Raw genomic sequence first — 14184 nt, 5'->3', positions numbered from 1 at the left:
TGGTCCACGACGGGACGCCGCGCCCTACCTCAGCGCAGCCAGAGGGTGAGCCCCAGCGTCGCACCTCCGAGGGCACCCAGCACCGTCACGAACGCCACCCGGATCATCGGCGGGTAGGGCGAGTAGCCGCGGCTGTCGTCGCCGAGCTGGGCGAACCGGCGGCGCACCGAGACGACCAGCACCACGCTCGTCCCCATCGCCCCCGCACCGAGACCGGCCAGGACGGGCACGTCCAGACGCAGCGCCACCATGACCAGGGGTACGAGCAGGACCAACGAGGTGATCGCCGTCCGCTGCCACGCCAGCGCCGTGCGTTCGGGCTGGAGGGCGTCGCGGTTCGGGATCCGACTCACCGGCGCGCGATCTCCACGACGGCCAGCACCAGCGTGAACGCTCCGAGCACCACGACGCCGCCGGCGAGGGCGAACAGCGCACGTGGTGCGGGCAGTGGCTCGCGCAGCCGGAGGGCCCGCTCGACCCGCGCCCACCGCCGCCACCGCACGCACGGCCAGGGCTGCACCGCCGAGGCAGGCGGCCGCGCCCACCAAGGCGGACCAGGCGGGCAGGTTGGACAGGCTGGACAGCGACACGATCGCGACGCCGCCGGCGACCAGGGCCAGTGCGGTCCGCATCCAGGACAGCGTGGTGCGTTCGTTGGCGAGGGAGAAGCGCGGGTCCGGCTCGTCACCGACCCCGTAGACGCTGTCGGGCTTGCGGTCCTCAGCCACGCGGCGGCTGCCAGCCGGTCGCTTCGGCCCAGGCCCGTGCCCGGTCGTTGACGGAGTCGAACCACGGCTCCTTGGCCTCGGTGTACTCGGTGACCGTCTCGATGGTCGCCGCCAGGCGCTGCTTCTCGACGGCGTACTCGGCGCGGGCCGTGGCGCCCGCCCGCATCCAGTCGCGGAACACCAGCGCCCAGCGCCAGCCGTCGCTGCCCACCTCGCGGACGTGGATGTGCGCGATCCGCGCCGGGTCGGCGCTCCCCAGCATCCGTTTCGGCCACTCGCCCTGCGAACCGCGGTCGAAGTCGGATCGCACGCCCCCGACGAGGGGGAAGCCGCCCTGCCGGAGTCGTTCGAGGACGGCAGGATCGTCGATGTCGGCCAGCGCACGGACCCCGAGCTGGAGGTCGATGACGTCCTTGGCGATGAGGCCGGGCACGGCCGTGCTGCCCACGTGGTCGGCGGTGACGACGACGTCGCCGAGGACGTGGCGCAGCCGCGCTAGCAGCCGGGCCGCCTGGTCCGGCCACGTGGGGTCCGGCTCGTGGAGAGCGAGCCGTTCCGGGCGCTGCGAACGGGTGCCCGTCCGGACGTTCTCCTCGAACGGCACCAGCCGCTCGCGCCAGAGCGTCCCGACCGAGGTGAGCAGGTCGTCCTTGTGCCCGTCGTTCTCGAGCCACACGTCGGCGGCCTCGCGACGCTCCTCGTCGGTCGCCTGGGACGCGATCCGGCTGCGCGCGTCCGTCTCGGCCATCCCGCGTGTGTGCATGAGCCGCTTCACCCGCGTCTCGGCGGCGGCCCCCACGACCACGACGAGGTGATATCCGGGTCCGTAGTGCTTCTCCACCAGCAGGGGCACGTCGTGCACGACGATGGCGTCGTCAGGGGCCGCGGCCACCAGCTCTGCCGTGCGACGGGCGATCAACGGGTGGGTGATGCCTTCGAGGTCGCGGCGGGAGCGGCCGTCGGCGAAGACGATCGCCCCGAGCGCGGGTCGGTTGAGAGCCCCCTCGTCGTCGAGGACTCCATCGCCGAACCGGTCGACGATGGCGGTGAGTCCCGAACTGCCCGGTGCGACCACTTCGCGGGCGAGGAGGTCGGCGTCGATAACCACGGCGCCGAGCTCCGAAAACCGCTGTGCGACAGTGGATTTCCCCGAACCTATGCCTCCGGTGAGGCCGACGCGCAGCATGCCACCCACCCTATCGGTGGCGGCCCTCGCTAGTCGGCGAGCCGGGCGGGGAAGCCACCGGTGGCAACGGGTCCCCACCGGGTCGGGGTGATGCGCAGGATCGACTTGTCCTGGTCGAGCATCGCTTGGCGGTACTCGTCCCAGTCGGGGTGCTCTCCGGAGATGTTGCGGAAGTACTCGACGAGGGGTTCCACCGAGTCCGGGGCGTCCAGCACCTCGCAGTCGCCGTCCACCTGCACCCACGCCCCACCGAAGTCGTCGGAGAGGACGAGGACACTGACCGCGGGTCGCTTGCGGGCGTTGGCCGTCTTGGCCCGGTCGCGATAGCTCGAGATCACGATCCGTCCACTGTCGTCGACGCCACCGGTCACCGGCGAGGCCTGGGGCCGACCGTCGGCTCGGGTGGTGATGACCAGCATGTGGTGTCGGGGCCGGACGAAGTCGAGCAGTCCGTCGAGGTCGACCGTGGTGTTCGTCGCAATGGTGCGTGGCATGCAAGCACGCTACCGACTCCGGTCCGTGGCGCGGTCCGCTGGCGTGCCAGCTACCACCGCCGGATCGCACCTGCGGGGGCGAACCCGCAGGTGCCACCACACCGCCACGGCGGTCAGCGCGAGACCAAGCCCACTCACGCCGCGGACCACTGCCACGTAGAGGAGCATCTCGGTGCCCACCCCGGTCACCATCGCCGCGACCGTGAACGCGATGGCGCACACGATCGGCACCACGAGCAGCACCAGCCAGGCCGACCCACGCTCCACTGGCGTCGCGAGGGGCGAGTCGTCGTGCTCCGGTGACGTGTCGCTCAGGACGCGCAGGCCGTACCCGAGCACCACGAGGACCCCGACGACACCGCTGCCGTACTGCGCCACCTTGAACGCCAGCAGGCTCCCCACGAGCGGATCGCTGAGGGCGCGGAGATGACGCACACCCCACCCGTCGCTGTGGGTGAACGCGTCCCAGAAGACGTGGGTCAGCGATCCGATGACCACGCCGGGGGCGGCCCAGCGCCACTCGTACGCTCTGGGGCGGTGCGGGACGGGGAGCCTGGCCCGCACGGCGAGCGGCACGAGATCGCGGACCACCGGGGCGGCGACAACCCTCCAGAGACCCATGAACACCAGGCCCAGCACGAGGTCGAGGGTCAGCACGCCGAGCAGCGAGTGGGAGAAGTTGCGGTGGCTGCTGATCGGGACGAAGTAGAGGACGTCGGGGACCATCGACCCGATCACCAGAGCCGACGGCACCGCCCACCGTGGGCGCTCGCGCCCGACCAGGGGCAGCACCGCGGCCACGTGGGCGGGCGTGAACGGCACTCGCGCACCCTAACCCGGAGGGTTGTATGCCGCGTAGTCCACGCGCGTGACCGGTCGCGTGACCAGCTGCCCGGTCGGGTCGGGCATCGGCAGGGCCCTGGACCCCTGCACGAGCTGGACACTCGTGGCCAGGCTGTTCGCGGTCACGGTGAACACCAGCTGGGCCATGGCCAGCGACTGCTCGTGCACCGAGATGCGTTCGAAACCGGTGGGCAGCTCGATCCGGGCGATCCCGTCGTCGACGGTCCCGCGCAGCGGGTGACTGGCCAGCGGCAGCGCGCTGCGGATCCCGGCCGCGGTCATCGTCGCGGTGATGGGCGTGGCCAGCCCGACGAAGGACGGCTCCAGCCCGGCCCCAGGTGGAACGGTGCGCGTCAGGCGGGCCAGGTGGTCTCCCTGCACCAGGTAGACCTGGATCGTCAACGGCACACCCAGCCGGCTCGGTCCCGACGACGTGGCGGTCGCCGACGGTGCCACCACGGGCACGGGAGTGGACTGGGTGCCGATGGAGCAGCCGGCGACCACCACCAGCCCCGCGAGCGCGAAGGCGAGGACGCCGCCGCGAGCAACCACGCGGCATACACCCCTAGGAGGCCGAGGTCGGCAGCTCGACGACAAAGCGGGCACCTCCTCCCGGGCTCTCTTCCACATGGACGTGGCCGTCGTGGAGCGCCACGTGCCGCTCCACGATGGCCAGTCCGAGCCCCACGCCGGTGCGCTCGCTCGACCCTCCGCGGGCAAAGCGTTCGAACACCCGGGCCCGACGGCCCGGAGCGATGCCCGGACCGGTGTCGTCGACGACGATCCGCAGCCCGTGCTCCCCCGGCTCGACCCGCACGCCGGTGCACCCGCCCCCATGGGTCTCCGCGTTCCCGACGAGGTTCGCGACCACCCGTTCGAGACGTCGCTTGTCCACCTCCATCATCAAGCCCGAGACCGCCGGGTCGATCGACGTCACGACGCGTCCGGCGGCGGCGTCAGCGGCCCGACGCACGAGATCCCCCACCCGCACCGTCTCGCGGACCACCTGGTCGCCGGCGTCGTGGCGCGAGATCTCCAGGAGGTCGACGACCAGGGCACGGAACCGCTCCAGCTCGTCCGCCAAGAGCTCGACCGGCTCGCGGACAGACTCGGGGAGCTGGTCCCGGCGGTTCTGGATGACCTGCATCGAGTTGAGCATGGTGGTCATAGGGGTGCGCAGCTCGTGACTGACGTCGACCGCGAACCGGGCGTCCGCGATGACGTGACGTTGGAGGTCCTCGACCGTCTGGTTGAACGACCCCGCGAGCTTCTCGAGGTCTGGGTCACCGTCGGCGTCGAGACGTGCCGAGAGCCGTCCGGCGGCCACGTCCGCGGCCACCCGGTTGAGCTCGGTCAGCGGCCGTAGTGCGAGCCGGCTCGCGAATCGGCCCACCCCCAGCCCCATCAGCACGGTGACGACGGCGGCCGCCACGAGGCCCAGCGACAGGACGCGGGCGGTCCGCTGCATCTCGCTGAGGGAGTAGACCTCGAAGTAGCCGCCCCTGCCGCCGGTCAGCGGCAACCCCACCGCGAGGTGCAGGGTGCCGTCGACCCGGATGCGCTGGGTGGCCTCCTGTCCCCCGTTGACCATCGACACGAGCTCGGTCGGGAGGCTGGTGGGGCCGAGGCTCGGAGAGGTTGCGTACCAGCGCCCGTCCACCTGGGCGAGCACCGCCGCTGAGTCGGTACCAGGCACTCCCTCCAGGACCGCAGGAAGGCCTGCGGCTCCGGTCGAGAGGGCGTTCTCCACCTCACTACGGTCCAGGGCGGTCTCGACCAGCGCGGTCTGCTCCGTCTGCGACACCATCGTCCGCGTGACGAGCGTCCAGGCCAGGCCGGAGAGCAGAGCCGACAGGCCAAGCGCAAGCAGTCCGAAGCCCACGGTGACGCGGCCCCGCACCCCGAACCGCCGTGTCGGTACCACCCGACGCGCCCTGCGCGCGGTGCGCACCACCTAGCCGGCCAGCCGGTAGCCCAGGCCGCGAGCCGTCACCACATGGCGCGGACTCGCCGGGTCGCGCTCGACCTTGGTCCGCAGCCGGCGGATGTGCACGTCGACGATCCGCGAGTCACCGAAGTAGCCGTAGCCCCACACCTTGTCGAGCAGGTCCTCGCGGCTGAGGATGCGCCCCTCGGCCACCGCGAGCTCCGCCAGCAGGCGGAACTCGGTGCGCGTGAGGGCGACGGGTTCTCCGTCGCGGAGCACCACTCCGTCATCGAGCCCGATCGACAGGTCACCCATGACCGGTCGGCGCGGTCGCTGGTCGACGGCGGGCTCGACCCGCCGCAGGAGAGCCCGGATCCGAGCCGAGAGCTCTTTGGCGACAAGGGGTTTCGTGACGTAGTCGTCGGCGCCCGCCTCCAGTCCGGCCACCACGTCGTGGCTGTCCGAGCGGGCCGTCACCATGATCACCGGCACGTTGCTGCGGTGCCGGATCTCGCGGCACACCGAGAAGCCGTCGGTGTCCGGGAGCATCACGTCCAGGAGGACGACGTCGGGCTCTTCGGCTCGGAGATCGGCGAGGCCCTGCTCCCCCGTTGCTGCTTCCGACACGTGGTAGCCCTCGTCCTCGAGCGCGAGGCGGAGGACGCGACGGACCCGGGGATCGTCCTCCACGAGCAGCACGCGGCGCGTCACTTCGCCAGTATCACACCGGCTCGTGAAGCCCGTCCGGAAGTTGCTCTCGGACATGGCGTTCCGTCACGTAATCGTCATGAACCACCATCGGACATAACAAGGCTCTTGCGGTCCCGTGACGCTTCGCCCGGACCCCTGCCAGCGGGTCGCCGTGGTGCCTACGTTGCAGTCGACCTGTCCGCTGCGCCGTCCGGCACGACTGGGCAGGCATGGCCTCTTCAACTCAGCTCCGTCCACCCATCCGAGGAGAAACACGATGATCCCCAGGACACGTCGGCTCGCAGCGGTGGCCACCGTCTGCACTGCGAGCCTCGGTCTGGCTGCCTGCGCCACCAACACGGGCACCACGACAGGCACGTCAGGTACCAGCAGCACCGTCGCCAAGGGCGGGACGCTCAACATTCTCGGCGCCGGCGACGTCGACTACATGGATCCCAACATCAGCTACTACTCGGCCGGCTACATGGCGCTCCGGCTGTGGAGCCGGCAGCTGTTCACCTACCCGGCCGTCGACGGCCAGACCACCAAGGCGGCCCCCGACCTCGCGACGGCCCTCCCGACCGAGGGCAACGGGATCAGTGCCGACGGCAAGACCTACACGTTCAGCATCCGTCAGGGTGCCAAGTGGGGCACCACCCCAGCCCGTCAGGTGACGGCGCAGGACATGGTGCGCGGCGTGAAGCGCACCTGCAACCCGGTGCAGCCGTTCGGCGGGCTGCCCGACTACGCCGACCTCATCGTCGGCTTCCAGTCGTTCTGCGACGGGTTCGCCAAGGTCGCCAAGACGCCCGCGGCCATCGCGGCATACATGGACAAGACCCCGGTGGCCGGCGTCACCGCCAAGGACGACCAGACCGTGGTCTTCACCCTCGTCCACCCGGCCAGCTACTTCGTCGACATGCTCACCCTGCCCTCGTTCTCACCCGCCCCCAAGGAGTACGACGCCTACCTGCCCGCCAGCCCCGAGCTGGCCCAGCACACCGTCTCGGACGGCCCGTACAAGATCGACTCCTACACGGCCACGAAGAACATGACGTTCAGCCGCAACCCTGCGTGGGATGCAGCGACCGACCCGATCCGCAAGGCGTACGTCGACAAGGTCGTGATCAACGAGACGGTCAGCCAGGACTCGATCCAGCAGCAGCTGCAGACCGGGACACCGAGCGCGGACCTCGAGTTCGACGCCTTCGTCCCGCCGTCGCAGCTGCCGGCCCTCATCGCCAAGAAGGACCCCAACCTCAACCTCGGCGAAGGCTCCTCGAGCAACCCCTACCTCGTCTTCAACACGGTGTCGCCGAACAACAACAAGGCGCTGCAGAAGAAGGAGGTCCGGCAGGCACTGTCCTTCGGGCTCAACCGCGGCAACATCATCCAGGTGCTGGGCGGTCCCAAGATCGCGCCACCGCTGACCCACGTGCTCCCGTCCAACATCGTCGGTGGTGAGTCGAACTTCGACCTGTACCCCTACGACGCCGCCAAGGCCAAGTCCATGCTGGCCGCCGCGGGCTACCCCAACGGGCTGACCATCAAGATGCTCTACCGCAACGCGTCCGAAGGGCAGAGCAAGGCGTTCCAGACGGTGCAGCAGGACCTGTCCAAGATCGGTGTGAAGGTCGTCGGCGTCCCCTCGCCGAACGCGGACTTCTACACGAAGTACCTCCAGGTGCCGACGGTTGCCCAACGCGGCGTGTGGGACGTCTCGGTGGCCGGGTGGGGTGCTGACTGGTACGGCGACGCGGCCCTGTCGTTCTTCAAGCCGCTGTACTTCGGCCAGGCGGCCTACCCGCCGATCGGGAGCAACTTCGGCTTCTACAACAGCGCGGCGACCAACTCGTTGATCGAGCAGGCGTCCAGCGCCAAGACCCAGGAGGAGGCCAAGGCACTCTGGGCCAAGGCCGACCACCAGGTCATGGAAGACGCAGCGTTCTACCCGATCACCAACGAGCTGAACCCCAACTACCGGGCCACCCAGGTCCAGAACGCCATCTACATCCCCGCCTTCCAGAACTTCGACCCTGCGAACGTCTGGCTCACCACGGGCAAGCAGGGTGGCTGAGGAATCACCATGGCACTGTTGGAGGTTCGTGACCTGAAGGTCGCCTTCACCACCGCCGATGGTGTCGTCCAGGCCGTGCGCGGACTCTCCTTCGACGTCGAGCGTGGCAGCACGCTCGCCATCGTCGGAGAGTCCGGCTCGGGCAAGAGCGTGGCGACGCAGACCATCGCGGGACTGACGCGCGGAGCCAAGGTCACCGGGACGGCACGGTTCGACGGCATCGACCTGATCGGCGCCGACCAGGAAGTGCTACGAGGGGTTCGTGGCGACCGGATCGGGATGATCTTCCAGGACCCGCTCTCGAGCCTGCACCCCTACTACTCCGTGGGGTGGCAGATCGTCGAGATGATCCGCGCGCACCGCGACGTGTCCAAGGCGGCGGCCCAGCAACGAGCCGCCGAGCTGCTGACCCTCGTCGGCATTCCTCGCGCCACCAGTCGAATTCACGACTATCCACACCAGTTCTCGGGTGGGATGCGTCAGCGCGTGATGATCGCCATGGCGATGGCGCTCGACCCCGACCTGCTCATCGCCGACGAGCCGACCACCGCCCTGGACGTGACGGTCCAGGCGCAGGTGCTCGACGTGATGCGCAGTCTCCAGGAACGGTTCGGCACGGCGATCATCCTGATCACCCACGACCTCGGCGTGGTCGCCGAGATGGCCGACGAGGTGGTGGTGATGTATGCCGGGTCGGTCATGGAGCGCGCGCCTCGCCGCACGTTGTTCTACCGCAACCACCACCCGTACACCGAGGGCCTGCTGGCCTCGCTGCCCGCCCACGGTGGAGGAGGGAGCCGACTCACGCCGATCCCCGGCGCCCCACCCTCGCTGATCGGGCTGCCGCCGGGCTGCCCGTTCGCCCCGCGCTGCCATTACGCGTTTGAACGCTGTTGGGGTGCAAAGCCACCGCTCGACATCGTCCACGACGACCCGCTGCACCAGTCCGCGTGCTGGCTGCCCGACGACGCACAGGGCCGCCGCGCCAACCTGGCCGCGTTGACCGGTGAGGGCGCGACCACTTCGGGCACGATCGCTTCGGGCACGACCGCTTCGGGCACGAGCGTCGACGGCGCGACCCGTGTCGGCCCGGCCGCTTCGGCGGGGGTGCGACCATGAGGTCAGAGGTGCTCCTGCGCGCCCAGGACGTGGTGAAGTCCTTCCCGGTGCGTTCGTCCGGGCTGCGGCGGACGCACGACGTCGTGCAGGCGGTGGCGGGCGTGACCCTCGAGGTCCGTCGCGGTGAGACGCTGGGACTGGTCGGCGAGACCGGCTGCGGGAAGTCGACGCTGGCCCGGTGTCTCGCCCGGCTCTACGACCTGACGTCGGGGTCGGTGATGTTCGAGGACCACGACATCACCACGCTCTCCGGCCGGGAGATGCGCCCGTTGCGCCAGGACATCCAGATGATCTTCCAGGACCCGTACGGCTCGCTGAACCCGCGGCGCCGAGTCGGGTCGATCATCGGTGACCCCTTCGTCATCCACGGGATCGGGTCCGCCGACGAGCGCCGGCGCAGTGTGCAGGAGCTGATGGAGCGCGTCGGCCTCAACCCGGAGCACTACAACCGTTTCCCTGCCGAGTTCTCCGGTGGGCAACGCCAGCGGATCGGCGTGGCCCGGGCACTGGCGCTGCGACCGAAGCTGGTGATCTGCGACGAGCCGGTGTCGGCCCTCGACGTGTCGATCCAGGCGCAGATCATCAACCTGCTGATCGACCTGCAGGACGACTTCGGCCTGACCTACGTCTTCATCTCGCACGACCTGTCCGTCATCCGCCACGTCAGCGACCGGATCGCCGTCATGCACCTGGGCAAGATCGCCGAGCTCGCCCCGGCCGAGCAGCTGTTCAACCGGACCCGGCACCCGTACACCCGCTCCCTGCTGTCGGCGCTGCCGCACGCAGACCCCGATGTGGCGGACAGCCGCGAACGCATCGTCCTCGTCGGCGACCTCCCGACCCCGACCAACCCACCGTCGGGCTGCCGGTTCCACACCCGCTGCCCCAAGGCACGCGAGGACTGCGCCCTCATCGACCCGCCACTGGTGCCCGTCCTCGGCGACGGCTCAGTGCACGAGACCGCGTGCCTGCATCCCCTGGAGGTCGGGGAGGACCTGTCGCTCGCCACCCCACGGGTCGACGACACCGAGATCAACACCGCGTCGCACCCTGACCAGGAGGCTGAGTCGGCATGAGTGACACCGCGAACGTGATGGCAACGATCGGCCCGCCCGATCCCGGCGAGCCCACCTCCCCCACCCTGACCGCGCCCGGCGACATCGCCGGCCGCAGCCCGTCGGGCACGAGTGGCATCGAGGGCCGCACGCCGTTCCAGCTGGCCTGGCAGCGGCTGCGGCGAGACCGGGTGGCGATGATCTCGTTGGCCGTGATCGTGCTCATCGTGCTCATGGCGTTCCTCGCTCCGCTCGCAGCGGTCATCACCGGCCACCCGGTCAACGAGCAGTACCGCACCACCGGGCTGACCCCGGACGGTCTGCCGCGCGGCCCCTCGAGTGAGTTCTGGCTCGGCACCGACGACCTCGGCCGGGACATCCTCGTCCGGATCGCCTACGGCTCGCGCATCTCCCTGCTGGTGGGGGTCGCGTCGACGGCGCTCACCGTGGTCATCGGTGTGGTGATCGGGCTCGCGGCGGGCTTCCTCGGAGGCCTCGTCGACACGATCCTGGCCCGACTGATCGACGTGGTCCTGTCGGTGCCGTTCCTGCTCGTCGCCATCGCGCTGGTGTCGATCACCGGGCCCAGCCTGATCGTCACCGTCCTGGTCATCGGGTTCTTCAGCTGGGCCTCGGTCGCCCGCATCGTGCGGGGTCAGGTGCTGTCGATGCGCGAACGTGAGTTCGTCGAGGCAGCCCGGTCGCTCGGCTCGTCCAACTCCCGGATCATGTTCGTCGACATCCTGCCGAACGTGCTCGCCCCCGTGATCGTCTACGCGTCGCTGCTGATCCCGGTCGTCATCGTCGTCGAGGCCACCCTGTCCTTCCTCGGCCTCGGGCTGGCCCCGCCCACCGCCGACTGGGGCGGCATGATCAGCGAGGCCCAGAACTACTACACGACCTCGTGGTGGTTCGTCGTCTTCCCCGGTGGGGCGCTGCTGGTGACGACCCTCGCGTTCAACCTGCTCGGGGACGGCATACGAGACGCCTTCGACCCGCGCGCCGAGCGCCTCATGGCGAAGTGAGGACACGGTCATGGTGCGCTTCCTGATCCGACGCCTGGCCCTGGGCATCCTCGTCCTGTGGCTGATCACCGTCGCCGTCTTCGGCCTGTTCTTCGTTGCCCCCAACAACGTGGCGCGCGCGCTCGCAGGGCGCCAGGCCACGCCCGAGACGGTGGCCGCGATCTCGCACCGGCTCGGGCTCGACCAGCCACTGTGGAAGCAGTACCTCGACTTCGTCGGCAACGCCCTGCGCGGCAACCTCGGCTTCGACTACTACCACCAGGTCCCGGTCACGACGATCCTCGGCGCGGCCCTGCCGATCACCATCTCGCTGGTGCTGGGGGCGGCCCTGATCTGGCTGGGCCTGGGTGTCTTCAACGGAGTCATCTCGGCCACCCACCCGCGCTCGTTCACCGACCGGTCGCTGACCGCGTTCAGCCTGTTCTTCTACTCGACCCCGACGTTCCTGCTCGGCATCCTGCTGCTCTACGTCCTGTACTTCCGCCTGACCCTGGCGGGGCACACGGCCTTCCCCGCGGGCGGGTACGCACCCTTCAGCGGAGGCCTGACCGGGTGGGCCAACCACCTGATCCTCCCGTGGTTCACCCTGGCCCTGGTCTCGGCCGCCACGTACACCCGGCTCACCCGCGCCTCGATGCTCGACGTGCTGGGCGAGGACTACATCCGGACCGCCCGCTCCAAGGGCATCCGCGAACGCCGCGTCGTGGTGCGGCACGGCCTGCGGGCCGCACTGACCCCGATCGTCACCCAGTTCGGCATCGACGTCGGAGGCCTGCTCGGCGGGGTCGTCGTGACCGAGACCGTGTTCAGCCTGCCCGGGCTCGGCAAGACCGCGATCGACGCCATCAACCAGCAGGACCTGCCGGTCATCATCGGGATCGTGCTGTTCGCCTCGGCCGCGGTCGTCGTGGCCAACATCCTGGTCGACCTGGCGTACGCGGTATTGGACCCCCGCGTCCGTCTGCACTGACCGGAGTCCTCCCCGGCGGTGCACGAAGCCCGGTCCCCCACCCCTTGGGGACCGGGCTTCCCTTGCCGCGATACACCGCCGACTTGGTGCCGTCTGCTCGTCACCGCGGCCGGTTCTGGCGGCTCCGTGACGACCTGCGCGCAACAAGTCCGGACGCCCGCCGACTTGGAGCCGCCTGCTCGTCACCCACGCCGGATCTGGCGACTCCGTGACGACCTGCGCGCAACAAGTCCCGACGCCCGCCGACTTGGTGCCGCCAGATCGTCACCGACGCCGGATCTCAGGGCCCCATGACGACCTGCGCGCAACAAGTCCCGACGCCCCCCGACTTGTTGCCGCCTGCTCGTCACCCACGCCGGATCTGGCGGCTCCGTGACGACCTGCGCGCAACAAGTGCGGGTGGGTGGCCACCAGTAGCGACCCGGACATGCCGAGAGGCCCGGCTCCCCAGAGGGGAACCGGGCCTCTCGCAGCCAGCCGGGCGGCATACCGAGGTATGCCGCGTCAGCGGACTCAGTTGCCGGTGAGCTTCTCGCGCAGTGCGGCGAGGGCCTCGTCAGAGGCCAGCGTGCCCTCGGACTCCGGAACGGCCGGGCGGCTGCTGGAGCTGCCCGAGTCGCTGTCGGACGACGAGGAGGACGAGCCCGAGTCGGAGGAGTAGGACGTCGAGGGGCTGGGGTTGGCAGCTGCCTCGGCGTCGGCCTTGGTGGCCTCCTCGACCTGGGTCTTGTGAGCCTCCCAGCGGGTGTGGGCCTCGGCGTACTGCTTCTCCCACTTCTCCCGCTGGGTGTCGAAGCCCTCGAGCCATTCCTGGGTCTCGGGGTCGAAACCCTCGGGGTACTTGTAGTTGCCGGCCTCGTCGTACTCCGCGGCCATGCCGTAGAGCGTCGGGTCGAACTCGGCAACGGGCGCGCTCTCGTCGTTGGCCTGCTTGAGGCTCAACGAGATCCGGCGACGCTCGAGGTCGATGTCGATGACCTTGACGAAGATGTCGGAACCAACCGTGACGACCTGCTCCGGCAGCTCCACGTGGCGCTCGGCCAGCTCGGAGATGTGGACCAGACCCTCGATGCCGTCGTCCACACGGACGAACGCACCGAACGGAACCAGCTTGGTGACCTTGCCGGGCACGACCTGACCGATCGCGTGGGTCCGGGCGAAGTGCTGCCACGGGTCTTCCTGCGTCGCCTTGAGCGACAGGGAGACGCGTTCGCGCTCCATGTCCACGTCGAGGACCTCGACGGTGACCTCCTGGCCGACCTCGACAACCTCGGACGGGTGGTCGATGTGCTTCCAGGACAGCTCGGACACGTGGACGAGACCGTCGACGCCGCCGAGGTCCACGAAGGCACCGAAGTTGACGATGGAGGACACGACGCCGGAGCGGACCTGCCCCTTCTGGAGCTCCTTGAGGAACGTGGTGCGCACCTCGGACTGCGTCTGCTCGAGCCACGCACGGCGCGACAGGACCACGTTGTTGCGGTTCTTGTCGAGCTCGATGATCTTGGCCTCGATCTCCTTGCCCACGTAGGGCTGGAGGTCGCGGACGCGACGCATCTCGACGAGGGACGCGGGAAGGAAGCCGCGGAGGCCGATGTCGAGGATGAGTCCACCCTTGACGACCTCGATGACGGTGCCGGTGACGACGCCGTCCTCTTCCTTGATCTTCTCGATCGTGCCCCAGGCGCGCTCGTACTGCGCACGCTTCTTGGACAGGATCAGCCGACCTTCCTTGTCCTCCTTCTGGAGGACCAGGGCCTCGACCTCGTCGCCGACCTTGACGACCTCAGAGGGGTCGACGTCGTGCTTGATCGAGAGCTCGCGGGAGGGGATGACACCCTCGGTCTTGTAGCCGATGTCGAGCAGGACCTCGTCCCGGTCGACCTTGACGATGACACCCTCGACGATGTCTCCGTCATTGAAATCCTTGATCGTCGCGTCGATTGCGGCGAGCAGTTCTTCCTCGGTGCCGATGTCGTTGATGGCAACCTGAGGGGCGGTCTTTTCGACCGTGCTGGCAGTCATGTAGTAGGAACTCCGATGGTGGACAGTGAATAGAAAGTGGAAGTT

Annotated in this window: 13 protein-coding genes; 5 read left to right on the top strand and 8 right to left on the bottom strand. The window is 69.4% G+C overall.

Annotated features, from left to right (window positions below; genetic code table 11):
• Window positions 1–29 precede the first annotated feature (29 nt).
• The 7 genes from EAH86_RS20965 to EAH86_RS05320 are packed head-to-tail and all read right to left on the bottom strand — an operon-like array spanning window position 30 to window position 5889.
• Complete coding sequence (locus EAH86_RS20965; RefSeq protein WP_338325227.1) at window positions 30–728, bottom strand: YidH family protein; 699 nt, start codon at window positions 726–728, stop codon at window positions 30–32.
• Window positions 721–1914 (bottom strand): dephospho-CoA kinase, encoded by a 1194-nt coding sequence (gene coaE / locus EAH86_RS05345; protein ID WP_140737626.1) that lies wholly within the window; start codon window positions 1912–1914, stop codon window positions 721–723. Before coaE ends, EAH86_RS20965 begins: the two co-directional genes overlap by 8 nt.
• Window positions 1915–1943: 29 nt before the next feature.
• Window positions 1944–2408, bottom strand: a complete 465-nt coding sequence (locus tag EAH86_RS05340) for a PPOX class F420-dependent oxidoreductase (protein ID WP_140737625.1) — start codon at window positions 2406–2408, stop codon at window positions 1944–1946.
• Window positions 2409–2417: 9 nt separating this feature from the next.
• Entirely contained in the window at window positions 2418–3230 is an 813-nt protein-coding gene (locus EAH86_RS05335; protein ID WP_140737624.1) for a DUF4184 family protein, read from the bottom strand.
• Between the two features lie 9 nt (window positions 3231–3239).
• Window positions 3240–3803: a GerMN domain-containing protein gene (locus EAH86_RS05330; RefSeq protein ID WP_140737623.1), complete on the bottom strand. Its 564-nt coding sequence runs from the start codon at window positions 3801–3803 to the stop codon at window positions 3240–3242.
• 13 nt (window positions 3804–3816) lie between these two features.
• Complete coding sequence (locus EAH86_RS05325; protein ID WP_140737622.1) at window positions 3817–5175, bottom strand: sensor histidine kinase; 1359 nt, start codon at window positions 5173–5175, stop codon at window positions 3817–3819.
• 30 nt (window positions 5176–5205) lie between these two features.
• Window positions 5206–5889 (bottom strand): response regulator transcription factor, encoded by a 684-nt coding sequence (locus EAH86_RS05320; RefSeq protein WP_140737621.1) that lies wholly within the window; start codon window positions 5887–5889, stop codon window positions 5206–5208.
• 256 nt (window positions 5890–6145) lie between these two features.
• On the opposite strand from EAH86_RS05320, the gene EAH86_RS05315 reads away from it, so the two are divergent.
• Genes EAH86_RS05315 through EAH86_RS05295 form a run of 5 tightly spaced genes read left to right on the top strand, consistent with a single transcriptional unit; the run spans window position 6146 to window position 12114 of the window.
• Window positions 6146–7945 carry an ABC transporter substrate-binding protein gene (locus EAH86_RS05315; protein WP_140737620.1) on the top strand — a complete coding sequence of 600 codons (1800 nt, stop codon included), beginning with the start codon at window positions 6146–6148 and terminating at the stop codon, window positions 7943–7945.
• A gap of 9 nt (window positions 7946–7954) precedes the next feature.
• On the top strand, window positions 7955–9064 hold the full coding sequence (locus EAH86_RS05310; RefSeq protein ID WP_140737619.1) for an ABC transporter ATP-binding protein: 1110 nt from the start codon (window positions 7955–7957) through the stop codon (window positions 9062–9064).
• Window positions 9061–10140 (top strand): ABC transporter ATP-binding protein, encoded by a 1080-nt coding sequence (locus EAH86_RS05305; protein WP_140737618.1) that lies wholly within the window; start codon window positions 9061–9063, stop codon window positions 10138–10140. Before EAH86_RS05310 ends, EAH86_RS05305 begins: the two co-directional genes overlap by 4 nt.
• A complete protein-coding gene (locus EAH86_RS05300) occupies window positions 10137–11144 on the top strand; it encodes an ABC transporter permease (RefSeq protein WP_241668215.1) in 1008 nt (335 codons plus the stop codon). The genes EAH86_RS05305 and EAH86_RS05300 overlap by 4 nt, the downstream gene beginning before the upstream one ends.
• A 10-nt stretch (window positions 11145–11154) precedes the next feature.
• A complete protein-coding gene (locus EAH86_RS05295) occupies window positions 11155–12114 on the top strand; it encodes an ABC transporter permease (protein WP_140737617.1) in 960 nt (319 codons plus the stop codon).
• 513 nt (window positions 12115–12627) lie between these two features.
• On the opposite strand, the gene rpsA is transcribed toward EAH86_RS05295, so the two are convergent.
• Entirely contained in the window at window positions 12628–14139 is a 1512-nt protein-coding gene (gene rpsA, locus EAH86_RS05290) for a 30S ribosomal protein S1 (RefSeq protein WP_140737616.1), read from the bottom strand.
• Between the last annotated feature and the right edge of the window lie 45 nt (window positions 14140–14184).

This window comes from Pedococcus bigeumensis (genome assembly GCF_006438965.1).
GTDB classification, from domain to species: Bacteria; Actinomycetota; Actinomycetes; order Actinomycetales; family Dermatophilaceae; genus Pedococcus; species Pedococcus bigeumensis_A.
This window is presented reverse-complemented; position numbering and strand designations above follow the sequence as displayed.

Coding starts and splice junctions, on each gene's coding strand:
- rpsA (WP_140737616.1), bottom strand. CDS start 14,139: ATGACTGCCAGCACGGTCGAAAAGACCGCCCCTCAGGTTGCCATCAAC.
- EAH86_RS05310 (WP_140737619.1), top strand. CDS start 7,955: ATGGCACTGTTGGAGGTTCGTGACCTGAAGGTCGCCTTCACCACCGCC.
- EAH86_RS05295 (WP_140737617.1), top strand. CDS start 11,155: ATGGTGCGCTTCCTGATCCGACGCCTGGCCCTGGGCATCCTCGTCCTG.
- coaE (WP_140737626.1), bottom strand. CDS start 1,914: ATGCTGCGCGTCGGCCTCACCGGAGGCATAGGTTCGGGGAAATCCACT.
- EAH86_RS05315 (WP_140737620.1), top strand. CDS start 6,146: ATGATCCCCAGGACACGTCGGCTCGCAGCGGTGGCCACCGTCTGCACT.
- EAH86_RS05340 (WP_140737625.1), bottom strand. CDS start 2,408: ATGCCACGCACCATTGCGACGAACACCACGGTCGACCTCGACGGACTG.
- EAH86_RS05305 (WP_140737618.1), top strand. CDS start 9,061: ATGAGGTCAGAGGTGCTCCTGCGCGCCCAGGACGTGGTGAAGTCCTTC.
- EAH86_RS05300 (WP_241668215.1), top strand. CDS start 10,137: ATGAGTGACACCGCGAACGTGATGGCAACGATCGGCCCGCCCGATCCC.